The following is a 24409-nucleotide window of genomic DNA, read 5'->3' on the forward strand; positions in this document are numbered from 1 at the left end:
TGAAAGATCAAGGGCACTTGAGATCAATAGATTGACTTCAAGTGCACTTGAAGCCAGAGGCTGCTCCGCATGACGACTACCGCCGACCTCCCGGCCGACACCGCGAAAGCACCGAAACCATCCGGCGTGCTCGCGCCGCAGTACCGGGCGCTGACGATCGGGATGGTCGCGCTGATCACCCTGATCGCGTTCGAGTCCCTGGCCGTCACCACGGCGATGCCGACCGTCGCGCAGGCGCTCAACGGGCTGCCGCTGTACGCGCTGGCCTTCGGTGGACCGCTCGCGTCGAGCGTGGTCGCGATGGTCGTCTCGGGGACCTGGAGTGACCTGAAAGGACCGGCCCGGCCGCTTTGGTACGGCACCGCCTGGTTCCTGTTCGGCCTGATCCTGGCCGGCTCCGCGCCGACGATGGAGCTGCTCGTCGCCGGCCGCATCATCCAGGGGTTCGGCGGCGGCCTCGTCACCGTCGCCCTGTACGTCGTCGTCGGTCACCTCTACCCGCCGGAGCTCCGGCCACGGATCTTCGCCGCGTTCGCGACCGGCTGGGTCGTCCCGTCGATGGTCGGCCCCGCGATCGCCGGGCTGATCGTCGAGCACACGAGCTGGCGGATCGTGTTTCTCGCAGTACCGGCGCTGGCCATTCCGGCGGCACTGGTGATGCGGCCCGGGCTGGCTCGGGCGAACTCCGAGACTGTTGAGCGGTCGGGGTCGCTGTGGGATCGGCGGGCGTTGTGGGCAGTCGCGGCGGCTGTTGGCGTTGGCCTGCTCAGCTTCGGCGGGCAGCAGCGCGGGCTACTTCAACTGACCTTGCTGGCGTTCGGCCTGGCCGGGATCGCTGTCTTCGCGCCGAAGCTGCTGCCCAGAGGGACATTCCGGATCGGCTCGGGACTGCCCGCGGTCATCGCGTTGCGCGGTCTGGTCGCGGCGGCGGGATTCGGCGCCGAGGTGTTCCTCCCGCTGATGCTGACCCGCGAGCGTGGGCTGTCGCCGTCGTTCGCCGGGCTGGTGCTGACGGTCAGCGCGCTCTCCTGGACGACGGCCTCGTGGTACCGGGGCCGGCCGAAGCAGCCGTTCTCGCACTCGGTGTTCCTGCAGGCCGGGATGATCTTGATCGTGCTCGGCATCGTGACCGCGACGCTGACGCTCAACCCGCACGTCCCCGTCATCGTCGGCATCCTCGGCTGGGGACTCACCGGGCTCGGGATGGGGACCGTGTTCCCGACGGTCTCGGTGCTGGTGCTCGAGTACTCCAGCCGCGAGGAGCAGGGCACGAACAGCTCAGCCCTGCAGCTCAGCGACGCGCTGGCCACGGCAACTGTGCTGGCGGTGGGCGGCTCGCTGTTCGCCGCGATCGAGCCGCACTCGGCGACCACGGCGTACCTGACCGCATTCGGGCTGCCGGCGCTGCTCGCTCTGATCGGCGTTGTGGCGGGTCGCCGGACCGCCCCCACTCAGTAAGCTCCCAAATCACCTGCTGCTCCGGCCATGCTGAGCGTGGCCGGAGCCTGCGCAGCCGGCTTTGTGAGTGCTGGCGGTCCGCTACTCCTTGGCGCCGGTGACGGCGATGCTGGCGCCGAGGCCGATGATCATCAGGCCGCCGGTGCCGCCGACCAGTTCGAGCCGGCGCGGTGAGCGGGCGAACCACTCGCGAGCCGTGCCGGCCACCAGCGCCCAGAGGCTGTCCGAGCACAGCGCGATCAGGATGAAGACCAGGCCGAGCAACAGGATCTGCAGCGAGGCCGGACCCGCGTTCTTGTCCACGAACTGCGGAAGCACGGCCGCGAAGAACACTGCCGTCTTGGCGTTCGTCAGACCGACCAGGAAGCCCTGCCGGAGCGCCCGGCGGGTGCCGCCCGGCTTCACGCCGCTCGCCATCGCCTCGGCCAGCGACTTGCGGGTGCGGAAGGCGTGCACCCCGAGATAGACCAGGTACGCCGCGCCCACGAGCTTCACGATCGTGAGAGCGATCGCGCTGGCGGCGATCAGCGCACCGAGCCCGAGCGCGACGGCGATCAGCATCACCGCCGCACCGGCGGTGTTGCCGAGCATCGTCAGTACCGCCTCGCGACGGCCGACGGCCAGGGCGCGGCCGACGATGAACAGCACGCTGGGCCCGGGCACGATGATGATGACCAGGGCGGTGATCGCGAACGCGACCAGATGATGGGTGGACGGCATCTGTTCAGAGTAGGTGAGCCCGGTGCCGCGCGCCGGTGAATTCCGCGGTTCGAACGGTCGCTTCAAGCGGGTAGAGGCCGACAGCCCTGCGAATCGAGGGGAATCGCGCCACCGCTGCGACCTTGCCGAGAGCGACCGAGTGAGCGCATCCTGAGAGAACACCACTCACACGTACCGCTCGGGGGGCCGGGACGCTGCGTGCCGGCGGTGTTCGGCCGGCGGGGGGACCGGGGTCGCAGAGGCGCCTGGGTCGCTGGTCGCGTTGGGGGGAGGTTTCTGCTGTGCTCGAGCTTCGTGTCCACCTGTTCGGGCCGTTCCAGATCGTGTCGGCCGACCGCGAAGTCGCCGGTTCGATCCTGCGGAAGGCCCAGGAACTCCTGGCACTGGTGCTGCTCGCACCACAACGCAACGTACGACGGGAGCTGGCCGCCGAGGTCGTCTGGCCGGATGCCGGACCGGAGGCGTCCCGGAAGGCGATCCGGCAGGCGCTCTGGCAGATTCACCAGGTGACCGACACTGGCGGACCGGCCTGCCAGCGGCTCGTCCTGACCGACGGCGATCTGCTGCGGGTCAATCCGGACCGGCCGCTCTGGACGGACGTCGACGTCTTCGCCGAGCGGGCCCGGGTCGCTCAGCTGACTCAGGTCGAGGACCTCACCGACGCGGACCTGGCCGCGATGGACCAGGCCAGCGCTCTGTACCGCGGGCCGCTGCTGACCAGTTGCTACGAAGAGTGGTGTCTGGCTGAGCGTGCCCAGCTGGAGGATCTGCACATCACCTTGCTGGACAAGCTCAGCCGCGGCTGCGAACGGCACGGCCGGCTGGAAGCGGCGATCCAGTGGGCGCAGAAGCTGCTGGAGATCGAGCCGGCGCACGAGCGGAGCCATCGCCGGCTGATGCGGCTCTATTACCTGACCGACGATCGGACCCGCGCGCTCCGCCAGTTCCGGCGGTGCCAGAAGGTGCTCGCCGACGAACTCGGCGTACGGCCGCAGACCAGAACCGCAGCGCTGGCGGCGGAGATCGGCGCGGACACCGGGGAACGAGCCGTCCTCGCATCACCTGCGCCGGCGCCACCACTTGCCGCGGCGATCGGCCCGCCCAGCACGCTCGACAGCTTCCGAGCTGAGCTGGCCGCGCTTCGCGCGAGTGTGGACGCCATCAGCCACCAGCTCCGCAACACCCCAGCCTGAAGCTCAACCCCGGACGGGCCCGTCAGCCGCATCCGAGGACTGAGCCAGATTCCGGTTGGGAGACGACCGGCCCGACCCCTTCGCGGGGCGCGGGCCGGTTTGTCGTGTGGGGGCTGAGGCGTTCGGGAGACGGTGGCGAGACGGGGCGGAGACCGAGGGCCGGTGGAGTGGGGAGGCGGAAGGGCTCGCGGGTGGGCTCGCGAAGGGGGATCGCGGTCCGATGAAGCGGCAGCAGGCAGTGTGAACGCCGACGGCAGTGGGGGAAGCGGTGGACCGGTCAGCTCGATCGACGACGGCGAGATGTCGGCGCGCTCGTTCGTGGTCAAGGCCTGGTTCGAGGTGCCCACGGGCGAATCCCCGCAGAGCCGATTGGCCGGCTGGTACGGCTACGTCCACGACACCCGCACCGGAGGGCAGGTGCTCTGGCGAAGGCCTGCCCACATCACAGAGTTCATCGAGAGGCAGTTGTCCAGTGCCCCGGCGGTCGTGGGTGCCGAAGGTCGTACGAGTGGGCGGCGGTTGCTGATGGCTGGTCCTACTCTGACCGAAGTGGTGGCCGACATGCTGGCCGTGCTCGGAGCCCGGTTGCCCGCGGCGCTGCCCGCGTTGCCGGAGCCCAACGTGACCCTGGAGAGGGTCACCGAGAAGCTGGCCGGCCTGGGAAATCAGACCGGCACGGAATCCGCGGCTCTCGGCGTCCGGACCTTGCGGGCCGGCCGGCTGGATGCCCGGGTCCGATTTCAGCTGTGGGCAGGGTCGGCGCCCTCGGTCGACTCCGCGGTACTGACGCTGCACTCGGACCTGCTGGACGACCGGGAGGAGTTGCGGTCCGCGGGCTTCCTGCGGTTCAACGTCGCCGACACCCCGCCCGCCGAGGAGTTCGACTCCTTCAGCGCCTGGCGCAAGACCACCAGCTTCGACCTGCTCTACGAGTACCGGTACGACGACGGCGACGACGCGGACAGCCTGATCGCCCGGATCGAGATGACGACCGATCAGGAGCAGGCGCCGAGTCCCGCGCGCGAGCAGGAGACCATCACCGACGACCTGGTTCGCTGGGATGACGAGGAGACGCCTGACTTCGTCCTGACCGGTCCCGCGACGATCCGCCGGATCAGCGCCCTCGTGTTCCAGCCCGGCCCGCCCCTCGGCGGCGCGGTGACGGTACGGCGTACTGACGCCGCCGGGACGCCGCCGGTCGTCCAGCCGGACCTCGCGAACTTCCTGGTCGCCACCGGACCGGCGGAAGTGACGCTGTCGCCCGGAGTGCTGTTCGCGAGCATCGGCCCCGCCGGTACGTCGCTGACGCTCGGCGACTGGAACGTCGACACGGTGCCGGACGAGTACGCCCGGTTCGACCGGGTGCTGGACCCGCCGATCGAGCTGCTGGCGAGGACCGACCGGCTCAGCATCACCTACTCGGGGCCTGGCCTCGACCAGACCGCCGTGGTCTACCTACGGCTCACGGAGAAGAGGGAGACATGACCGAAGCAGTTCTGCCCGGCGTACTGATCGAGGTGCGACCAGAGGCGCTCATCGTCCCCGGTGCCATCACCGTGGGAAACCTGGGAGTCATCGGCACGGCAGCCAAGGGCCCGGTCGGCGTACCGCAGGTGCTTGGCAGCTATTCCGATGCGCTCGCCAGGTACGGCAACTATGACCGCTGGGTGGACGGCGCCGCCGGTGAACTCACGCTGACCCGGGCGCTCGAACAGGCCTACAAGTACGGCGCCACCACGGTCTGGGCAGTCCGGATCGCTGACAACAACGCCGCGCCCGCGGTCGTGGACCTGGCATCAGCTAGTGGCCCCTGCGTCCAGCTGACGGCGAAGTCGCCCGGTAGCTGGGGCAACGATCTCACCGTCACCGTGTCGACCGCGGATGCCAACGCTCAGGTCCGCAGCGAGGAGGTCGCCGGTACTCCGCCAACACTCGGCCATGTACCCGTGATCCAGAGCGCGACCACCAGGATCGTCGTACGGCCCGCCGGTGGCGGTGCTGACCAGGTGCCGGGCATCGTCTACAACGTCGCGCCCAACCCGACCCAGGTAGGCGTCGACACCACGACCGGCCAGCTCACCTTCGGTACTGCGCCCGGTGCGGGAGACGTCGTTCTCGCCACCTACACAGTGGCCAAGTCGGCTGCCCGCAAGGTGACAGTGAAGCTCGGCATCCAGGCGGAAGAGACCTACAACGTCGTCTCGGGCCACGACCTCATCTCGGACCTGGCGAGCTCCGCGCTCGTGACGGGATCGGTGCCGGCCTCACCGCCCGCTCCAGCGGCGTACCACCCGGATGAGGTCCCAGATGACGTCGCTGCGACTCCGCTGGTGGGCGGGGCGAACGGTGCCACCGGTGCCGATCCCCAGACAGGCCTGGATGCTCTGCTCGGAGTAGACGCGCACATCATCGTGGCAGCCGGGCAGGACCAGAGCTTCGGCGATGACCTCGCTGCACACTGCGCAGCGGCGTCCGGCGACGAGATCAAGCGAGAGCGGATCGCAGTGGTCGGTACTGCGGCTGCTGCCGACCGGCCGACCTTCCTGTCGGACACGTCGGCGCACAGCCTCAACAGTGACCGCCTGCTGTTCGTCGGGCCGGGCATTGGCACGACAGACCGATCGCAGAGCCCGCCGGTGCCCGTAGTACTGCCTGGGACGTACGCCGCTGCCGCGGTGGCCGGCCTGCTGTCATCGCAGCCCGCGCACATCAGCCTGACCAACAAGGTGCTCGCGGTCGACAAGCTGGAGCACGACTTCAGCAGTGCCGAACTCAAGCAGCTCGTGCTGAGCCGGGTGCTCACGCTGGAACACCGGCAAGGCTTCCGGGTCGTGAAGGGCATCACCACCTCGACGAACACCGCGTGGACGCAGATCACCACCCGGCGGATCGTCGACTACGCCAAACTCGGCGTCCGGTCCGCGGCGACGCCGTACATCGGGCTGCTGAACAACGAACGCGTCCGCGGGGCGCTGCGGGCGACCATCAACGGCTTCCTGGCGTCGATGGTGACCAGCGAGATGCTGGTCAGCTACCAGCTCGACGTGCACGCCAGCCGGGACGACGAGATCCGCGGCCGCGCGCTGGTCGACCTCGTCATCCTGCCGACCTTCAGCATCGACTTCATCGTCGTCACCATCTTCCTCGGCTAACGGTAAAGGACAGTCATGGCACTCACAGAGGTGTTCACGGGTGCGCACGGCACCCTCACACTGGCCAGCGAGGACACGCCGGAAGGCGCGGACGCGAAGGCCGTCGTCGACACGTTCGCGATCCAGACCGTCGGCCGGCTGAGCGACGTCAAGGTCCGCGTCGACACCGCGCTGAAGGAGTTCTACGAGGTCGGCCGCCGGCATCCGGTTTCGCTCAGTCCCGGCGACATCGGTATCTCCGGCACGGTCGGGCGGGCCTACGTGAACGGCGCGCTGCTGTTCCTGCTGCTCGGCCGGGGTGCGACGCCGACCGCGACACCGGAGCCCTATGTGCAGCCGACCTTCAGCATCACGCTGCGGCTGGCCGACCCGGCCAGGCCGGCCAACTCGCTCAGCCTGGAACTGGGCGGGGTGAAGTTCGCCAACTGGAGCTGGTCGCTGCCCGAGGACGAGTTCGTGATGGAGAACCTGTGCTTCAAGGCGCTGACCGTCCGGGTGGTCGACCGCGACGGTTCCGGCAGCGACGCGGGTGGCGGCGAGGCGCCGCCGACCAACGTCGCCTTTGCCTGAGGGTGGGGACCGATCCATGCTCACCGCCGACGACCTGCTGGCCGGCAGCGCGCTCACCCACGAGGTCGAGCTGCCGCCCGGCTCGCCGACCGGTGCCGTCACGATCCGGCCGCTGACCGTCCGGGACGTGCAGCGGATCGCGCACGCTGCCCGGGACGACCGCGAACTCGCGGCCGGGCTGATGATCCAGCAGGCGCTGGTCGAACCGTCCCTGACGGTGGACCAGGCCGGGCGGTTGCCGGCCGGCCTGGCGCGATTCCTGGTCGACCGGATCAACGAGCTGAGCGGTATCGACACCCCGCGCGACCGGCTCGGCGAACTCGTCCAGACGCCACTGGCCAAAGCCTGCTTCGTGCTGGCGGACGAGTTCGGCTGGACACCGGAGGAGGTCAGCGCGATGACCGTCGGCCAGATCCTGATGTACGTGGAGATGGCCGGGCGCAGCTCGGAGGTCGCCTGAGATGACCAACCTGCCCGCCTGGCCGGCCGCCGCCTCTGTAGTTGCCTGGCGCAACGATTTGGCGCGCGCGACGGGCCGGCTGGATCAGACCGGCCCGGCCACGCGAGCGCTCTGTGCGGCCGCGTTCCCGCTCCCGTCCATCCTGGCTGCACCGTTGCTGGCTGGGGTTCAGTCGATCCAGGCAGCCGAAACTCCTTGCCCTGTTGAGGAAAGCGAGCCTCGCAGGTCAGCTCGACGCAGGCGCGGCGGCGAATCTGCTCCGGAGATCGGCCCTCCGGCCGGCTCGACGGTGGAAGAACCTCGGAGCCGGCCCCGCCCTGAGCCGATGTCCGGGTGTGAGCCGCCGCTGGCGCGGGTCGCGGCCGGTGACGTGGCCGGATTGCTTCGGGAGGCGGTCAGCTGCCGGATCGGGGCTGAACCTGACGGGCTTCTCGACGTACTGCGCCAGCCGCCACGCGTCGGTCGGCAAGCGCCGGCCGGACTGCTCGACCGCGTTCGTGAGCGCGAGCAGAGGCGGTCTGCAGGCGAGTCAGGGCGGCAGATGGAGGCGGATCTTGCGAAGGGGGCGGCGGCGCAGACGCGAGGTGCGGATGAGCGTGCCGTGCCGGCTGAGCGACCTAAAAGGCCTGGGCGGTGGCGCGGGGCTGAGGGGCAGGAAGAGGGGCGGAGGCGACTCGGCGCAGCTCAGCCTGGCGACGGTGGGTGGAGATCGTCGGCCGACGACGCATCCAGCCTGCCGGGCGATAGCGGGCCGGGGCAGGCGGGCGGTTCTCGGTCGGGCGGTGACCAGTCGGGCGATGGCCAGTCGGGCGATCGCCGGTCGGGCTGGCCGAGCAGAGGGTCTGGGCGGCCAGGCGACGAATGGTTGGAGCGGTCGGCGCAGCAGAGGCAGCCGGATGATGACCGCCGGCCCGTCGGCAGCAGGCCACGGCCGTTGGTCCGTGCTGGGTTGGCGCAGTCGGGTGGTGAAGGGCTAGGGCGGTTCGACAGCTCGGCGCTGCCGGTTGATGGCGGGCGAGCCCGTGGCCGCGGTACAGAGCCTGCCGCGGGAGCGGGCGCCCGGAGTGCGGAGCCTGCTGCGGAGGGCGATGAGCGGGCGGCGTACGGGCACGGTGCGGATGCGGGGTCTCGCGTTGAGGGGCCGGATGTGTTGCCGGGGGCGTGGGCTGACGACTCGCCGATGGTGGAGCGGCCGGTAGCAGCTGGATGGGACGACGTGGAGGTCGAGCGCGTGCTGGAGCGGGTGCTGGGGGATGCGGCGCGGCGGCATGGGATCGAGGTGTGAGGGATGCGGCCGATGCTGGCGGGGACCGAATTGCCGCAGGTGCAGGAGATCGGGACGAGCGATCGACGCGCGCTGGCCGAGCACAAGCCGGTGGGCAAGGACGGCAGCTTGTTGCAGAACCTCGGACGGGCGCCGACGACCGTCACCGTCACCGGGGTCGCGACCGATCCGGCGGCACTGGAGCTCGTCGAGACATTGAAGAAGGAGCTGCGGACCGGGGTGGCCGTGCCGTTCGTCGCGGACATCACCACCGACTGTGCGATCGATGCGGTGCTGATCGACGACCTCCAGGTCCGGCAGCTGGCCGGGAAGCCGGGGCGGTTCGGCTATGTGCTGACGTTGCACGAGTTCATCGAGCCGGTCGAGCCGGCCGGGGTGGATCCGCTCGACGCGGACATTCTCGGTGACGCGGTCGACCAGCTGGGCGGAGTACTGGACGGGCTCGATCTCGCGGTGCCGTTCGCGACCGGGCTGGAGCGGTTCGTCGATCCGCTGACCGAGCTGCTGGGGCGGCTGACCAAGTTCAAGGCAGACCTGCCGTAACCGAAACAAACCCAGGGGGAGACGAGGACCATGGCTGAGGAGAACCTGTTCGAGCAGCTCAAGGCGGTGCTGGCGGACTTCAAGAGCTTCCTGGACGCCAACGTGCCGACGATCAAACCGGCGATCCAGGCGATCGCGTCGCTGGTTCCACAAGTGAACGATCTGCTCGATCTGCTGGTCGAATTGTTGAACAAGCTGAAGACCGAGCTGGAGAACCTGGACGTCAGCACGATCCCGGGGCTGGCCGAGGTGGCGGCGTTCACCGGCAAGATCCCGGCCCTGCTGGACGCGGCGAAGAAGCTGCTGCCGAACGAGACCGCGAGCATCGAGTCGATCGCCGATGTCGCCGACGTGGTCACCGGGCTGCCGAGCGTCGATGCCGTGAAGGCCGAGATCCTGACCCTGATCGCCGGCATCGTCGCGCACCTGAACAGCCTGAAGGCCTGACGACGTGGTCCGGCCGATGCTGGGAGACCTCGAGCTGGAACAGGTCCAGCTGGTCGAGACCGGTGAGGACCAGGTGGTCACCCGCCACCCGGTCCCCGGGCTCGAGGGGGACTTCCTGCAGGACCTCGGCCGGCGTGCCGCCCGGGTCAGGCTGACCGGAATGCTGACGGCGGCCGAGACGCTGCCGCACCTGGCCGAGCTGCGCAAGGCGTTCCACGCGGGCGAGCCGGTCGCGTTCGTCTCCGACATCACCTCGGCGACGGTCGTCGACCGGGTGCTGATCGAACGGATGGATGTCCGCGAGGCGGCCGGGCGGCCGAACGCTTTCGAGTACCGCTTCGCGCTCCGGGAGTTCCTGCCGGCCGAGAAGATCGACACCGAAGACGTGATCATCCCGCCGCCGCCCCCGCCCGACGTGGAGACCGGCAAGCTGTCGGTGACGGTGGTCGTGGAAGGCGATCCGGCCTTCGACATGGACCGGGTGAAAGTGACGGTGCACGGCCTCGAGGCCGAGTCGGCCAAGGACCTGAACCGCGTACTGACCAACCGGATCCGGCCGGACGTGTGGTTCGAAGACCCGTTTCCGGCCGGGCAGTACACCGCCGACGCACTGGTCGACGACACCGCGACCCCGACCGGCCAGCGCGAGGTACTGACCGGTTCGGCGACGGTCCGGGTGCAGGACGGGCAGGTCGCCGCGGTGACGATCGTGCTGCGTCGCGGCGCGAAGGTCGGCACGGTGTTCGCGATCCACTTCCGCTTCGACAAGGCTTTCGTCGAGCCGTGCATGCGACACGTGCTGCAGGCAACCGCGGCGTACTCCGACCGGCATCCTGACGAGCTGCTGGTGATCTCCGGACACACGGATCTGGTCGGCTCACCGGCGTACAACCAGGCCTTGTCGGAGCGGCGTGGGCGGGCGACGTACGCGATGCTCACGTTCGGCAGCGATCCACAGAAGTCGATCGCCGAGTGGAACGAGTTGCGCAAGGAGCGGCCGAGCGGCACGATCACCACCGTCCGGGACAGCTGGGGGACGCGCGAGATCCAGCACATGTTGCAGGACCTCGGCCGGTACCTCGGCAATGTCGGCAAGACGTCCGGCGAGGACGCGACCCTCACCGACGCGGCGATCCGGAAGTTTCAACGCGACCACGGGCTCGCCGACGACGGGATCGTCGGCGACGGCACCTGGCCGGTGCTCATCGAGGCCTACCTCGGGCACGAACCGCTCAACCTGCCTGCGGCCCGGCTGATGGCGAACAAGAACACCGCAGGGTGCGACTCCGGCCCGCTGCGCTGGGTCGGCTGCAACGAACAGGACCCGGTATTCGTCACGGAGAACGCCTGGCGGCCGAACCGGCGTACCGAGCTGATGTTCGTCCACGAGCCGGTGATGCCGTGCCAGGTGCCGAAACCAGTCACGCTCGACCTCGTCCCGGACGGCGCCGGCGGCGGTGGCTGGTGCCTCGACGACGGTACTGCGACCGCTGTCGACTGCTTCGTCGTCCCCTGGGACGAGGCTTGCCCGACCGGTGCGCCGGACCCCAAGCGCCCCTGGTGCCGCAAGCCGGCCGAGCAGGGCTCCTTCGTTGTCCAAGGCAAGATCCGCTTCGAGGACGGCACGCCCTTCCTCGGCAAGTACATCCTCACCGCGGCCGACGGCGAGTACATGGACAACGAGGCCCCGAAGACCGCGGGCGCCACCCCCGCCGGTACGCCGAACCAAGGCCGGACCAAGGACGACGGAACCTTCAAGTACAACCAGCAGAAGGGCCCAGGCACCTTCAGCATCGAGGTAGACGGGCCCTTCGTGGTCAGCGCCGGGACCCAGTCCCTCGATGACGTCAAGGGCAACGCTGTCTGCTTCCGCTTGGACGGTTCCGCCGACGCCGACATCATCGTGGTCGACCGCGCCGTCGCGTTCGTCCAGCCCAGCATCGTGCTGGATGCTCCGGTGAATCCACCGGCGCCACCGCCACCGACGCCGACGGTGACCTCCCCGGACGTCGTGGTGGTGAAGAAGCCACAGACCAGTCCAGCACGCCGGCCGGTCGTACTGAAGTCGTCCACGGCGTTCACCGGTAGCGGCAAGCTGACCATCTCCAAGGCAGGCCCGATCGAGTACTTCGACGCAGTCACCGCAGGCAACCGAGTGGTGGACGGCGCGGTGTTCACGAGTGCGCAACTGCAGGCCGGGGTGACGATCTTCGCCGCGGGTGCAAAGGCGAGCGACAAGCTGGGCGACGTCGTGCTGACGTTGAGCCTCACCGTCGACGGTAAGAAGGGCCTGTCAGCGAAGAAGGCGATGACGGCCGTCGAGTTGACTCTCGACCTGCATGCGAGCCGGACCGCGAAGACGAAGGATCCGGCGGCGCTGACCGCGGCCGTGAAGATGAACCCGGGCCGGTTCGTCCATCTGCAGGACGGTGGGTTCCATCACGGCCGGGCAATGCTCACGGTCCGTCCACCCAAGCCGGCCGGCTTCACCGGAACCCTTGTACTCCGCGCGCTCGACTCCGCGGACCCCACTCCACGGGAGAGGTTGTTCGCGGCAGCTGACGAAGTCGCCGCGGCCGGTCAGGCCTCCCTGGGCACCTCGACCAAGCTGGCCAGCCCGTTCCCGGCCGCGGGAACGAAGTTCTGGGTGGAAGGCGCCCGGGTCAGCGCGGGTCTGCGCGACTGCGGGTTCCAGCTCGGCATCGACGGGCTGGAGCCGGACGGCGACCGCGTCGCTCTCACCGTCGTCCAGTTCAGCAACCTGCGGGCCACGGTCCCGGCCACCCAGCCACGGACGGCCAGGCTGGCCAACGGCCCGGCGGCGGACCACCCCTTCACGGTCGCCGCCGCGCAGACCTTCGAGGAGGATCCGACCCTCAACGTGCCGCTGCCTTTGCTGGAGAACTCGGTCCTGGCCGCCGCCCCGGTGCAGCTGAGCGTCGACGTCGCACCCGCTGGTACGCCGGTCAGCTGGGGTGCCCAACGCGCGAGTGGCATCGCAGCGGCCAGTGGCGGCGACGACGCGGCGGCGATCGTCAACCTGCACCCGAAGGGGTCCGCTCCCACCGTCACGGTTGCTGTAGGCAACGATCGGCGCGCGACCCTGCTGGCGAACAACACCGGGACCTTCCACGTCCGGCCGTTCGTCGACGGCAACGGCAACGGCAGGTTCGAGCACACAATCGATCGCGAACCGAACATCGTGCTGAACCTGGTGCTCGGCCGCGCCACCCTGTTCAAGGATGACTCGGTGGCGACCGCGGCGAACTTCACCGCCACCCCAGTAGCCGGCAGCGGTATCAACGTCCGGTCCGGGATCTTCGACGTGACCAGCCCCGGCACCGCGGCGATCCACATGATCGCCCAGGTCGACCTCGTCACCGGCGGTTCGGCCGGTCGCCGGGTGTCCAACCAGTTCTTCGGCGGCTGGATCAACAACATGACCGGCCCGACCACCTTCTCCCCGACCTACACCGATGCCTCGGTGGTGCCCAACGTCGTCCATCCGTCGCCGTCGGTCTTCTGCTCCAACCGCACCGACGCGACTGGTGCGGCCACCACCTTCCTGCCCGGCGACCCGGCACCGGTGATCGTCGCACCGCCGATCCTGGACTCAGGCCGCGGCTCGGTGGGCACAGGTGGCGACTCGGCCGCCCTCGGGCAGAGCAGGATCCGCCTGCCCCGGACCGCACTCGCCGTCGGCGAGCGCTGGATCGTCGAGGCCGTGGACAGTCCCGGCTCCTCGGCGCGCGGCACCCATCCGCTGCCCGCGAGCGGGCAGCTGACCGCGTTCGTGTTCCAGATCCGCTTCAACTGCAACCTGTCGCTGTGGACCAACCTGAGTGCGGCGAGCACGCCCACCGTGCACCCGGCGAACCGCCTGTACAGCGTGCTGCACCGCCTGGTGTGGCAGATGGACGGACGATGGACCATCAACCCAGGGACGGGCGCGATCACCGTGGCGACCGCGCCGTCGACCAGGATCACCGCGCGGACCAAGACCTCGCCGGCCGTCGCGGCGGTCTCGACCACGGTCGAAGTACGGCCTCCGAGCGCGGTACCACTGCTGGCAAGGGACGGACGAGCATGAGCCAGACACCGGTCATCTCCGAGATCGCGGCCGCCGGCCTGATCGTGTACGTCCGGGTCGAGTCCCGGCAGTTCGGGTCATGGCAGCCCGGCGCCGACGGCTTGCTGGAGCGGACGGGCACGCTCGACTTACGACTGCTCGAGGTGCTCCAGGGGAGGTTGACCGACCCGGTCGGGGAGGTTGTGCAGATCGCCGTGGCCGAGCGGGGTGGGGAAGACACGGTTCTCGACTACTACGGCCTCTGGTCGCAGGTGAGCACGGAGGCCGGGTCGGAGCTGGCCGGTCTGTGCGACGGGAGTACGCAGGATCTGGCCAGCCAGCTCACAGAGGAGCACTGCAGCAGCCTTCAGCCCGCGGCGTCGGTGCTGCCTGACCTGCGGCTCGCGCTCGAGTTGCGCGCCCGCCACCTCACAGCCGACCAGATCCTCGCGGAGGCGGGGCGGTTGCGGGCCGAGGGTGGTGCCCGGTTCGCACGGTTCGTCTGGGTGCAAGTGCGGGAGGCGGTCGTCAGCGCACCGGACCGGTTCGACGTCCTGATGCGGATCGCCGAGGATCCCGCCACCCGGACCGATGCTCAGGACGCCTATCTCCGGGCGGCCTACGAAGACGACAGCGTCACGGAGTCGCTCGATACCGGGCAACGCGCGCGGCTGGCCAGAGCCATGTTCCGGACCGCGCTCGACCCAGCTCAGCGGGAGCTCCGGGAGCATCTGCTGACCACGTTCCTGCCGAACCTGGTCGAGGCGCCCCAACCGCTGTCCAGTACCGAGGTGTTCGACGAGCGGCCCGAGCTGGCCGAGCAGGTCCGTACGGATGAGGCCGACGAGAGCACTTCTGCGTACGGCGAGCGGCTGAGCCGGTGGCTGTCGACCGAAGAAGGTGTCTGATCGTGTTGCGGCCGGCGTACCGGATCGTTGTCGGGGACAAGGTTGTCGATACGACGGTCGAGGCGAAGGCCAGTACTGCGATCGAGGTGATCGTGCGACTGGATCTCGATACGCCGGCCGACTCGGTGACGTTGCGGCAGGGGCAGGTCGGGGGATTGCGGGCGCAGCCGGGTGATGACCTGTCGATCGATCTCGGGTACGCCGATGAGGATCAGCTCGTCCGGGTGCTGACCGGGAGTGTGGTCGCCGTCGAGCCCGGGTTGGAGACGAAGCGGATCACCGGGCACTCGGGTGGCGACAAACTACTCAGAGCCTTTGTGGACAAGACCTTCGAGGACACCACAGCCGGCGACATCGTGCGGGCGCTGGCCGCCGAGGCGGGTCTGGAGGTGGACACGGTCGAGGACGGGCCACCGTTCCCGGCGTACGTGATCGATGGGCGGCGGCCGGTGGCACGGCATCTGCGCGATCTCGCCTATCTGGCGGGGTTCGACAGCTATCTGACCGCCGACGGCAAGTTGGTCTTCGAGGGGTTCACGGGGAATCGGACCGTGCACAAGCTGAAGTACGGCGAACACGTGTTGCACGCCGAGCTGCGGCGGATCCGGCCGCGGGCAGGGACCGTGCAGGTGTGGGGCGACAGTCCTGGCTCGGGAGGCGACGAGTCGTGGGCCTGGCTGACCAAGGACTTCGGCCCACGACACGGGTCGGCCGGTACCACGAAGCCGATGCTGCTGATCCAGCGACCGGCCGTCCGGACCAGCAAGCTCGCTGCCGCGGTCGCGGCTTCGGCCGTCGAGACCTTGACGGAGCAGGCCTTGCACGGGCGGGTCCGGATCCAAGGGCGGCCGCAGTTGTTCCTCGGCGATCTGATCCGGCTGGAAGGCTTTCCGGCCAAGGCTGGAGTCGACGAGCTGGAAGGGACGTACCAGGTCCGCGGCGTCAGGCATCACCTGACCAAGGCCGCAGGGCTGATCACCGACGTCGAGTTCCGCAGTCTTCAGGGGGTGGCAGCACCGTGAGCACCATCGTCGACACCATCGCGGCGATCGTCCGCGACGAACTGAACGGGCACCGGACCACTGAGCTCGGCGTGGTCACCGCGGTCTATCCGCACACCGGCAAGGACGACGACGACAACTACGGCGTCGACGTCAAGCTGCGCGGCAGCGGGCTGGAGCTGAAACGCGTTCCGGTCGGGACCGGGCACGTCGGCAGCGTCGCGATCCCGAACGTGAACGACCTGGTCCTGCTCGCCTTCGACCACGGTGACGTGAACGCGCCGATCGTCATCGCCCGCCTGTACGACGATGTCGACCGCCCGCCGCTGTCGACGACCGACGAGCTCGTCTTCCGGCTGCCGCTCGCCGAGGCGGACGACAAGTCGGTACTGGGCGCGATCCGCAACCATCCTGACCAGAACCCACCGCGCGAACTCGTGATCGAGATGCCGCCGAAGATCACGGTGCGGATCGTCGACGGGACCGTCACCGCGACCGCGGGCAAGACGGAGCTGAAGCTGGACCAGTCCGGCTCCAGCGGAGGAACGGTCAAGGTGACTGCCGGACGCACGACGATCACCCTCAACCAGGACGGCGACGTAGTACTGGACTCGGCCGGCTCGGTGTCCTTCAAGGCGGCTCAGGACCTGACGCTCGAAGCGAACGGAAGTATCAAGCTGAAGGCCGGCCTGAACGCGTCGATGGAAGCGAGCTCGCGCGCCACGGTCAAGGGCGACCTGCAGGCAACCCTTCAGGGCGGTATCGGCGCGACGGTCAAGGGCACCAGCGTCACCGTCCAGGGCACTACCTCCTTCAGCCCCTGAAGACACCGCAGAGACATGGACGAGACCGCTGGTGCGTAGGAAAGGGAGGGGCAGGTTGTGAGTGGGGGAGGTTGGTATGCCGGGATTGCCGGTGTCGGTGGGGGCGTCGGTGATGGTGACGCCTGGCGCGGCCGGGGCGCCCGACAGCGGGACGATCATGGTCGTGCTGCCGCCGTTCATCACGGCCGGTGGGATGCCGCTGGCAACCAGTGGCTCGATCTGCTTGATGGTGAACTCCTTCACCGGCGTGCCCTATCCGCTGGTGATCGGTCCGCTCGGCAGCTCCGGCGTCAAGGTCGGTGGCAAGGCACTCGTCCGGGTCGGCGACCGGATTCCCTCGCCACCCGGCGTACTGGTCGTGCTCGGCCCACCCGCGGCGACCTACGTGACGGACGGCTGGCCGCCGTGACAAGGAGGCTCTGATGGACTTCGACGCGTTGTTCGGCGCGGATATCCGGCTGCTGGGCGATCTGGAGTTCGCCGAGCAGCGGGAGCGCGGCACCGATCTGCTGACGGCGAACCGGCCGGTCTCGTCGAAGGTCGACCTGCAGAGGCTGACCGGCGTCGAGGATCTCCAGCAGGCGTTGCTGTTGCGGTTCCTCACCCAGGTCGGCGAGCTGGCCCACCTGGGCCACCCGGAGTACGGCAGCCGGCTGCACGAACTGGTCGGTGAACCGAACACCCAGACCATCCGCAACCGGGCCAAACTCTTCGCCTTGCAAGCCCTGCAGGCCGAACCACGGATCGCCGCGGTCCAGTCGGTGACAGTGACCACGGGGCGCGGACCGCGTCGGGCCGGACGGGTCGACCTCAGCCACGAGACCTGGCTGGAGATCAAGGCCGTCGTAGTGACCATCGGCGAGCCCACCGCATTGAACCTGGTGATACCAGTCAACCTCGGCGGGAGCGTGGCATGAACGGTGACACCGCAACGCTGATCCACCGCCCGTACGGCGACCTGGTCGACGACATCCTCACCTCGGTCGTCGGCGGCGTCGTGAACGAGCCGATCCGGTTCGACCTGAAGGTGCTGACCTACCCGCTGGCCGAGCCCGCGGGCGGCGTCCGCGGGATCACCGGTACCACTGAGGACGACCAGCCGCGGACCTTCGTGCTCGACATCGACTTCACCTTCAGCGCCGCGACCAATGTGGTGATCTGGCTCGAGGACGGCACGTTGCCGAAGGACGACACCACCTTCTACGTCGACTACTTCCGGGTCGAGAGCCGCTCGCCGCTGAGCGACATCAACGTCGGCAGCGTGACCCGGACGCTGTCCGAGGCGGTCGGGCGGGAGATCGCGACGGTGTACGAGCAGATCAACCTGGCTTATGAGTCCGCGTTCGTCGACACCGCGTCGGGCAAGTCGCTGGACTATGTGGTGTCGATCCTGGGCGTCGTCCGCAAGTCGGCCGAGTTCGCCGAAGGGCTGATCACCTTCTTCCGGGCCACGGCCTTCGACGGCAACATCACCATCCCGGTCGGGACCAGGCTGGCCGGTGGCGGAGTCGTCTTCACCTCGACCCAGCAGCGGACGTTGCAGCGTGGCCAGGTGCGGATCGACGTACCGGTCCGGGCCGACACCGGGTTTGCCGGGGACGCCGGACTGGTGGAAGCCGGCGTGATCAACGAGATGACCCAGCAGGTGGGTGGGATCGAGCGCGTCACCAACCTCGACCCGACCATCCGCGCGGCCGCCGACGAGACGGACGACGAACTGCGCGACCGGGCCCGGGCGGCGTTGGCTGCCTTGGGCAAAGCCACGCTGCTGGCGCTTGACCGGGTGATCCGGGAGGGGCGCGGTACGCCGGTCGAGTTCTTCGATCCGAACAGCCCGCTCGCGAACCGGTCGGACCCAGGCACGGTCACCGTGGTGGTCGACGCCGAACCAGAACGTCTGCCCAGTCTCACGGCCGCTGTGCACCAGACCCGGGCGGCCGGAGTACTGGCGACGCTGGTCGCGCGGTACGTCTTCATCACCCCGCGGATCACGGCGACGATCACCCCTGGCATCTCTGCGGCCGGGCAGGTCCAGATCGCCGCGGACGTCGTGGCCGCGCTGCAAGCGGTCGTCGACGGGCTATCCGCTGGCAACGCCGCGGACGGCGCGGCCATGCTCGCTGCGGTCAAGGGCGTCGACGACATCACCGACGCCACCATCGTCGATGTCGTCGTCGCCCGCTCCGACCTGTCTGGCGACACCGGCGACGGCACGTTGATCGACGCGTTGCTCACCGCTGTCGCCACCGCTCCCTCCGATGGTCTGCGCGCCGCTCTGACCGCTGCGGTCGAGGCGACTGGCTCGCAAGCTCCTACCGGTGCGCGGATCCCCGATCGGTCGCTGCTCGTCGGTCCGACCGGTCAACCGGCCACCGACGACGAGATCGAGGCGGGCACCTTCAGCGTCTCGGCGACGGTCGATGGCGAGCAGTGGTGGATCGCGCTCGACATGACTGCCTCGGACGTCGACTGCCAGGAGGCTCCGAGTGCCTAAGGCCGACCGCATTCTCGCGAACCTGCCGCCGACGTACCGGATGCTGGGTGATCCGTCTGCGCTGCGGGCGCTGGCGGACGCGTACGGCGGCGAACTGCAGGCGGCCGAGAACAGTCTGGTCGCCGTGATGCGCTCCCACTGGCTCGACTTCGCCGACGCGGGTGAGCCGGTGATCCAGGACCTCGCGCTGTTCGCTGCGCTCTATGGCCTGGCACCGCGGCCGGACGAGTCCGTCGAGGAGTTCCGGGAGCATCTGAAGCGCTACGTGAAGACCTTCCTCGAGGGCACGGTCACCGTGCAGGGCATCCTGCGGATCACCGCCGAGACACTCGGCCTGCACATCGAGGATGACGCTCTCGACACCTGGTGGACGCCGGGGCGCGAACCGGTGCTCGTCACCTCGTTCCCGTCCGGCGCTGACGCGGCGACTCTCGTCTTCGGGCAGCCAGCTGTCGACCGGTACGGCGCCGACGCGGCGCGGGCAACCCTCGTCGGTGAGGTCGATCTGCGCGGCGGTGTCGACCTGAGCACGAGAGGCACACTGTGGATCGCGCTCGATGGTGGTGGGCCGCAGTCGGTCGAGCTGACGACGGGTGCGGCTGATCCCGCCAAGGTGACTCCGGAGGAGATCGTCGCCGCGATCCACGACCAGCTTGGCGTGGAGGGGATCGCGAGCCTTTCCATTGGGCGGTTGCGACTGACCTCGCTGACGGCTGGTACGGCCGGGCTCATCACTGTCGACGATGGGCCGGGGGACGCAGCGGATCTTGTCCTTGGTTTGCGGCCGAGGACCTATCGTGGCGAGGATCCCACCCATGCCGCCGTGACCGGCACCGTGGATCTCAGCACCGCGGTCGATCTGACCGGACCGCGCTATCTGCGGATCGTTGTTGATGGCAATCAACTGGCCGAGATCGACTGTGCGGGCGCCGCGGCCGATCCGGCCGCGGTCGACATCGGCGAGATTGTTGCCGCGATCAACAGCGGACTGGGGCTGCCGGTCGCCACGGATGACGGACGGTTCCTCACGCTGACCTCGCCGACTCCGGGCGCGGCCGGGCACATCGCCTTCCAGACTCCGGCTGCCCAGGACGCGACGGCGCGGCTGTTCGGCGCGGTCGCGCCGGTGACCGTGGGTGCGGCTGCCCGGAGCGCGCGAGTGGCCGGCGACCGGGATCTCGGGCCCGGGGTGGATCTCCAGGACCGATCGAGTCTCCGCCTGGCCGTGGATGCGGAGCCACCGATCACGCTCGACCTGGCCGGCGCGGATCCGGCGGCCACCACGCCCGCGGAGATCGTTGCCGCGATCAACGAAGGCCTGGGGGACGCGGTCGCCAGCCACGACGGCAGCAAGCTCACCCTGACGTCGTCGAGCCCTGGGCCCACGGGTCGCCTGCGCGTCGAAGAGGTCGCCGGGGACGTCGCAGAAGACCTCCTCGGCCTGCGCCCTCGCAGTAACCAGGGCAAGCCACCCGTCACCGCATCCTTCACCAGTACTGCGGACCTGTCGGCCAAGGTCGACCTGTCCGCCCGCCACACGCTGTCGATCGCCGTCGACGGCGCCGAGCCGGTGGAGGTCGACCTTCGCGGGGGAGTCGCCGATATCACCCAGGCATCCGTCGATGAGCTCGCGAACGCCATCAACACCGCCCTCGGTCGGGAGATCGCCAGCGACGACGGCGCTCACCTGATCCTGGTCTCACCGACTGACGGAGTCGGTGGAAGCCTGCGGGTCGCACCGCTGCGTAGTACCGATCGCAGGCGGTTCGTGACGCGGGCCAGGGTCACTGACGATGCCGCGGCGAGCGTCCTGGGCTTCACGGCGCGCAAAGCCACCGGCACCGCGGGCGAGGAGGCGGTGCTCCGCGGTACGAACGACCTGAGCGGCGGCGCAGACCTGACCACCAACCGCTACCTCCGAATCCACCTCACCGAGGCAACCCCGCAAGGCCCTCCTATTCAGGGCGGTGTGGTGGAGGTCGACTGCGCCGGGCCTCGCAGCCGGGCGACTACGCCTGCCGAGATCGTCGCGAAGATTAACGCCGCGGCCGGCGCGGCTGTTCCGGATCTTGCCTCTACCGATGGCAAGACGCTGACGCTTCGCTCGGCCGCCGCGACCGGCGGGCGGGTGCCTTCGATTGTGTTGGAGGCGCCTCGGCAGCGGGATGCGCTTGAGAAGGTACTGAATGTCGAGCCGGGGCTGACGCGTGGTGCCGCGCCTGGTGGGGTCCGGTTCACGGGAACGGTCGACCTGACTGCCGGGATCACCCTGCCCGCCGATGCAACGATCCGGCTTGCTGTCGACGGTGGGGCGCCGGTTGAGATCGTGCTCGGAGACCCCGCCGGGCCGTCGCCTCGCAGCCTCAGCCAACTGGTCGCAGCCATCAACGTCGCGCTGGTGGCGCAGGTAGCTGCCCACGACGGCATTCACTTGCTCCTCACCTCACCTTCCATCGGCGCCGGCAGCCGGCTGGAGCTGTCGCCACCGAGCACCGGCGCGGACGTCACCCCAGAAGTCCTGGGTATCGCCGCGCCGCGCACCTACCAGGGCGCTGCGGCCACGTCGGCAGAGGTGATCGGCCGGGTCGACCTCACCGCGCCCGCGGAGCTACCCATCGCCAACCAGTTGACGATCGCGGTCGATGGCGGACCCGCCGTCGTCGTGGATCTCACCACTGCGGCCGCCGATCCGGAGTCGGTGACGATCTCCGAGCTGGCCACCGCGATCAACGCGGCAACAACCGCCAACGCATCGTCCGTAGCGATCCCGGGCGGTCTGGCATTGCGGATCTCCTCGCCCACCAGCGGCTTCTCCAGTCGCATCGAGCTCAGCCGCACCGGTACCGGCAACGCCGCTCCTGTCCTCTTCGGCGCAACCTCAGCCACCGGCGAAGCCCCCGGACCAGCCGTCATCGACGGCACGGTCGACCTCCTCGCCCCAACCGACCTCTCGAAGCGATCCGTACTGCGCCTCGCGGTCGACGGCGGGCCGTCACTCGACGTGGACGTCGCCGGCGCAACCCCGTCGACCACCGTCGCCGGCGAGATCGTTGCTGCAATCAACGAGATCGCTCCCGGCCTCGCCTCGCTCACGCCGGAGGACAAACTGCGCCTCACCTCGCCGACTGACGGTGCGGACAGCACGGTCGAGGTGATCCCGCTGCGCTTTCTCGAGGTCGCCGAGTACCCGCCACAACCCGCCTGGGCCTCCGGCCCTGTTGCCCATGGCACCGTCCTGCGACTCCGCAACGCCGGTGCCGCCGACGTCATCGGCCGGGTGTCGCTGACCACGCCGGCGGGGGTGTCCGCGCCCCGGATCGCCGACCCGGTCGCCGGCTGGTCGATCCGGATCCGCGAGGCGGTCGGTGCCGGCGGCGCGCTGACGATCGAGTCCACGGATGGCGAGACGGTGCGCGCGGTCATCACCGAGAACGAAAGGAGCCGGCCCGCGGCGCACGTGGAGCACACCGGCACCGGACTCCTCGGCGTACGGCGTGGCCTGAATGCGTGGAGCTTCTCCGAGTGCCGCGCCGCCCGGTTCGATGCCGCGTACTTCGATGCCGACCACTTCGCCGGTGGCGCCGGGAGTGAGGAAGCCGTCTTCGATCTGAGCTACTTCGGCCCGCAGGACCCGCACCCCGATGCCGTTTTCGCCGCCTCCTCGGTCCGCCGGCCGACCGCGGAGATTCGGGTGGACTGGGACTCACATCAAGCCGGCGCGTTCTCGGTCAACCTTCCGGCAGAACTCGACGAGCGTTTCGGTGTGGCTTTCGGCGCGGGCGGAGTCGGGGCGACAGCCTCGGGCAACGCCCGATTCGGCGCGGCCGAGCCCGAGAAGCACACCGGTGTGGTCACCGAGCCGCCGACCGACGATCAGTTCCTGGTCGATCGGCTCAACGACCTGCAGACCGGCTCGAAGCTGGTGATCGCCAAGCTGGCCGACCTCGTGCCGATCGGCTGGCGGGCAGTCCCGCTGCCGTTCCGGGATCCGGTCCGGCTCAGCGGTGGCCGACCGGGCGTGCCGGCCCGGATGTTCCTGTCCGAGCCCGGGCTGGCTCCGCGCTTCATCGAACTGTCCGCCGCCGAAGAAGGGGCCTGGGGCAACGAGATCCGGGTGACCGGCCGGGCGTCCGGACCGGCGATCTACGACCTCGAAGTGGCCTTTCCCGGTGGCCGGTTCGAATCCGCCCGGCAGACCGTGTTCGGGCCGCCGCTGCCGTCGCTCGCGGGCGACCTGTTGCGGCCCGGGCCGATCGGCATCGGCCTGGCCAAGGCGGCCGGCATCCATGCAGACGTGACCAGGGACCGGGTGGCCGGGCCCGAACAGACGGAGGAAAACCCATGACCGAGACCACGCCGTACGTGCAACGAGCACCCGGTGACCTGCTCACCGCGGAGGACTGGAACACCGTCCAGCAAAAGATCTACGCCGACATCCGGACCACCTCGCAGGCCGCCGCCGACGGCGTGACGCACGTCGCCAGCGCGGATGACGCGGATCACCTGGAGGGCAAGGACCTGAACGCGCTGACCGAGGAGGTCACCCGCCGGGTGCTCGACCAGGTTCGCGGCCGGACGGGGTACCAGCAGCTCTTCAAGATGATGAAGAAGGACGACATCACCGAGCTGGTGCACAACCTCGGCAGCTGCCCGCTGGTGGACGTCTACGAGCTGGACTACTTCAAGGTGGTCTGCCGCGAGGACGACGAGACCAGGCTGGCCTATGCGACCTTCTATCTGCACCACCGCAGCGAACGCCGGGTCCGAGTCCGCGACGGGGCGGCCCAGGTCGCGGTCGACATCCAGCCGAAGGACTTCCCGGAGCTGGGCATTCTGTTCTCCGACCTGCTCACCCGGTACAAGGTGCCGTACACGGACAGCTCCTCCCTGGACGACCTGGAGACCGAGTTCTGGAAGGCGTTCTTCAAGGATCCCAACGACCAGTTCGGCGACGACACCTACTGTCACTCGCCCTGGTTCGAGCGCTGCTGTAAGCAGAACACCACCGTCGAGGAGCTGAAAGCCAGCGGCGACTGGAACGACCTGCTGTTCCAGTTCAGGCCGCGCAAGACGGTCAACTTCCCGGCCGGCCCCGCCGTCGGCAACCAGGTCCGCATCCCGGCCCCGGCGAACGTGCTGGTCCAGCACCTCGACCTGAACCGGACCGCGGTGTGGTTCCCCGGCGACGCGCTGCACGGCGGACCGGAGGTCGGCCAGGTCGCCGACTACCTGCAAGGCGAGTACGGCGACGAGCTCGCGGTCATGATCCTGCTCAAGGTCTGACC

19 protein-coding genes are annotated in these 24409 nt (G+C 69.2%); 18 read left to right on the plus strand and 1 reads right to left on the minus strand.

The window, feature by feature from the left end; genetic code table 11:
- Positions 1-69 precede the first annotated feature (69 nt).
- Positions 70-1458 (plus strand): MFS transporter, encoded by a 1389-nt coding sequence (locus A3ES_RS0138400; protein WP_020392157.1) that lies wholly within the window; start codon positions 70-72, stop codon positions 1456-1458.
- A gap of 81 nt (positions 1459-1539) precedes the next feature.
- On the opposite strand, the gene A3ES_RS0138405 is transcribed toward A3ES_RS0138400, so the two are convergent.
- Positions 1540-2178, minus strand: coding sequence for a LysE family translocator (locus A3ES_RS0138405; protein WP_026163593.1), 639 nt, complete (start codon positions 2176-2178; stop codon positions 1540-1542).
- Positions 2179-2459: 281 nt separating this feature from the next.
- Between A3ES_RS0138405 and A3ES_RS0138410 the strand changes: the two genes are divergently transcribed.
- The 17 genes from A3ES_RS0138410 to A3ES_RS0138490 all read left to right on the plus strand — a co-directional run bounded on the left by A3ES_RS0138410 (position 2460) and on the right by A3ES_RS0138490 (position 24407).
- The gene (locus A3ES_RS0138410) at positions 2460-3371 is read left to right on the plus strand and encodes an AfsR/SARP family transcriptional regulator (protein WP_020392159.1); all 912 of its coding nucleotides are present in this window, start codon (positions 2460-2462) and stop codon (positions 3369-3371) included.
- 240 nt (positions 3372-3611) lie between these two features.
- Positions 3612-4856, plus strand: a complete 1245-nt coding sequence (locus A3ES_RS0138415; protein WP_020392160.1) for a hypothetical protein — start codon at positions 3612-3614, stop codon at positions 4854-4856.
- A complete protein-coding gene (locus A3ES_RS0138420; RefSeq protein ID WP_020392161.1) occupies positions 4853-6523 on the plus strand; it encodes a phage tail sheath subtilisin-like domain-containing protein in 1671 nt (556 codons plus the stop codon). Before A3ES_RS0138415 ends, A3ES_RS0138420 begins: the two co-directional genes overlap by 4 nt.
- Positions 6524-6538: 15 nt before the next feature.
- Complete coding sequence (locus A3ES_RS0138425; RefSeq protein WP_020392162.1) at positions 6539-7093, plus strand: hypothetical protein; 555 nt, start codon at positions 6539-6541, stop codon at positions 7091-7093.
- 16 nt (positions 7094-7109) lie between these two features.
- Complete coding sequence (locus A3ES_RS0138430) at positions 7110-7553, plus strand: hypothetical protein (protein WP_020392163.1); 444 nt, start codon at positions 7110-7112, stop codon at positions 7551-7553.
- A gap of 934 nt (positions 7554-8487) precedes the next feature.
- Positions 8488-8838 carry a hypothetical protein gene (locus A3ES_RS54620; protein ID WP_157630975.1) on the plus strand — a complete coding sequence of 117 codons (351 nt, stop codon included), beginning with the start codon at positions 8488-8490 and terminating at the stop codon, positions 8836-8838.
- Between the two features lie 3 nt (positions 8839-8841).
- Positions 8842-9381 carry a hypothetical protein gene (locus A3ES_RS0138440; protein WP_020392165.1) on the plus strand — a complete coding sequence of 180 codons (540 nt, stop codon included), beginning with the start codon at positions 8842-8844 and terminating at the stop codon, positions 9379-9381.
- Between the two features lie 30 nt (positions 9382-9411).
- The gene (locus A3ES_RS0138445; protein WP_020392166.1) at positions 9412-9828 is read left to right on the plus strand and encodes a hypothetical protein; all 417 of its coding nucleotides are present in this window, start codon (positions 9412-9414) and stop codon (positions 9826-9828) included.
- Between the two features lie 16 nt (positions 9829-9844).
- A complete protein-coding gene (locus A3ES_RS0138450; protein ID WP_169501841.1) occupies positions 9845-13918 on the plus strand; it encodes a peptidoglycan-binding protein in 4074 nt (1357 codons plus the stop codon).
- Complete coding sequence (locus tag A3ES_RS0138455; protein ID WP_020392168.1) at positions 13915-14805, plus strand: hypothetical protein; 891 nt, start codon at positions 13915-13917, stop codon at positions 14803-14805. The genes A3ES_RS0138450 and A3ES_RS0138455 overlap by 4 nt, the downstream gene beginning before the upstream one ends.
- Before the next feature lie 2 nt (positions 14806-14807).
- Positions 14808-15827 (plus strand): hypothetical protein, encoded by a 1020-nt coding sequence (locus tag A3ES_RS0138460; protein WP_020392169.1) that lies wholly within the window; start codon positions 14808-14810, stop codon positions 15825-15827.
- The gene (locus A3ES_RS0138465; protein WP_020392170.1) at positions 15824-16630 is read left to right on the plus strand and encodes a phage baseplate assembly protein V; all 807 of its coding nucleotides are present in this window, start codon (positions 15824-15826) and stop codon (positions 16628-16630) included. The genes A3ES_RS0138460 and A3ES_RS0138465 overlap by 4 nt, the downstream gene beginning before the upstream one ends.
- Before the next feature lie 76 nt (positions 16631-16706).
- Positions 16707-17039 (plus strand): hypothetical protein, encoded by a 333-nt coding sequence (locus tag A3ES_RS0138470; RefSeq protein ID WP_020392171.1) that lies wholly within the window; start codon positions 16707-16709, stop codon positions 17037-17039.
- A gap of 13 nt (positions 17040-17052) precedes the next feature.
- Positions 17053-17547 (plus strand): GPW/gp25 family protein, encoded by a 495-nt coding sequence (locus A3ES_RS0138475; RefSeq protein WP_020392172.1) that lies wholly within the window; start codon positions 17053-17055, stop codon positions 17545-17547.
- On the plus strand, positions 17544-19124 hold the full coding sequence (locus tag A3ES_RS0138480; protein WP_020392173.1) for a baseplate J/gp47 family protein: 1581 nt from the start codon (positions 17544-17546) through the stop codon (positions 19122-19124). The genes A3ES_RS0138475 and A3ES_RS0138480 overlap by 4 nt, the downstream gene beginning before the upstream one ends.
- Entirely contained in the window at positions 19117-23469 is a 4353-nt protein-coding gene (locus A3ES_RS0138485; RefSeq protein WP_020392174.1) for a hypothetical protein, read from the plus strand. Before A3ES_RS0138480 ends, A3ES_RS0138485 begins: the two co-directional genes overlap by 8 nt.
- Positions 23466-24407 (plus strand): hypothetical protein, encoded by a 942-nt coding sequence (locus A3ES_RS0138490; RefSeq protein ID WP_020392175.1) that lies wholly within the window; start codon positions 23466-23468, stop codon positions 24405-24407. Before A3ES_RS0138485 ends, A3ES_RS0138490 begins: the two co-directional genes overlap by 4 nt.
- Positions 24408-24409 lie beyond the last annotated feature (2 nt).

Source organism: Kribbella catacumbae DSM 19601 (assembly GCF_000372465.1).
GTDB classification, from domain to species: Bacteria; Actinomycetota; Actinomycetes; order Propionibacteriales; family Kribbellaceae; genus Kribbella; species Kribbella catacumbae.

Excerpts from the sequence above, each read along its gene's own strand:
- A3ES_RS0138400 (WP_020392157.1), top strand. The coding sequence starts at position 70 with ATGACGACTACCGCCGACCTCCCGGCCGACACCGCGAAAGCACCGAAA.
- A3ES_RS0138405 (WP_026163593.1), bottom strand. The coding sequence starts at position 2,178 with ATGCCGTCCACCCATCATCTGGTCGCGTTCGCGATCACCGCCCTGGTC.
- A3ES_RS0138420 (WP_020392161.1), top strand. The coding sequence starts at position 4,853 with ATGACCGAAGCAGTTCTGCCCGGCGTACTGATCGAGGTGCGACCAGAG.
- A3ES_RS0138425 (WP_020392162.1), top strand. The coding sequence starts at position 6,539 with ATGGCACTCACAGAGGTGTTCACGGGTGCGCACGGCACCCTCACACTG.
- A3ES_RS0138430 (WP_020392163.1), top strand. The coding sequence starts at position 7,110 with ATGCTCACCGCCGACGACCTGCTGGCCGGCAGCGCGCTCACCCACGAG.
- A3ES_RS0138440 (WP_020392165.1), top strand. The coding sequence starts at position 8,842 with ATGCGGCCGATGCTGGCGGGGACCGAATTGCCGCAGGTGCAGGAGATC.
- A3ES_RS0138445 (WP_020392166.1), top strand. The coding sequence starts at position 9,412 with ATGGCTGAGGAGAACCTGTTCGAGCAGCTCAAGGCGGTGCTGGCGGAC.
- A3ES_RS0138450 (WP_169501841.1), top strand. The coding sequence starts at position 9,845 with ATGCTGGGAGACCTCGAGCTGGAACAGGTCCAGCTGGTCGAGACCGGT.
- A3ES_RS0138455 (WP_020392168.1), top strand. The coding sequence starts at position 13,915 with ATGAGCCAGACACCGGTCATCTCCGAGATCGCGGCCGCCGGCCTGATC.
- A3ES_RS0138470 (WP_020392171.1), top strand. The coding sequence starts at position 16,707 with ATGCCGGGATTGCCGGTGTCGGTGGGGGCGTCGGTGATGGTGACGCCT.
- A3ES_RS0138475 (WP_020392172.1), top strand. The coding sequence starts at position 17,053 with ATGGACTTCGACGCGTTGTTCGGCGCGGATATCCGGCTGCTGGGCGAT.
- A3ES_RS0138480 (WP_020392173.1), top strand. The coding sequence starts at position 17,544 with ATGAACGGTGACACCGCAACGCTGATCCACCGCCCGTACGGCGACCTG.
- A3ES_RS0138490 (WP_020392175.1), top strand. The coding sequence starts at position 23,466 with ATGACCGAGACCACGCCGTACGTGCAACGAGCACCCGGTGACCTGCTC.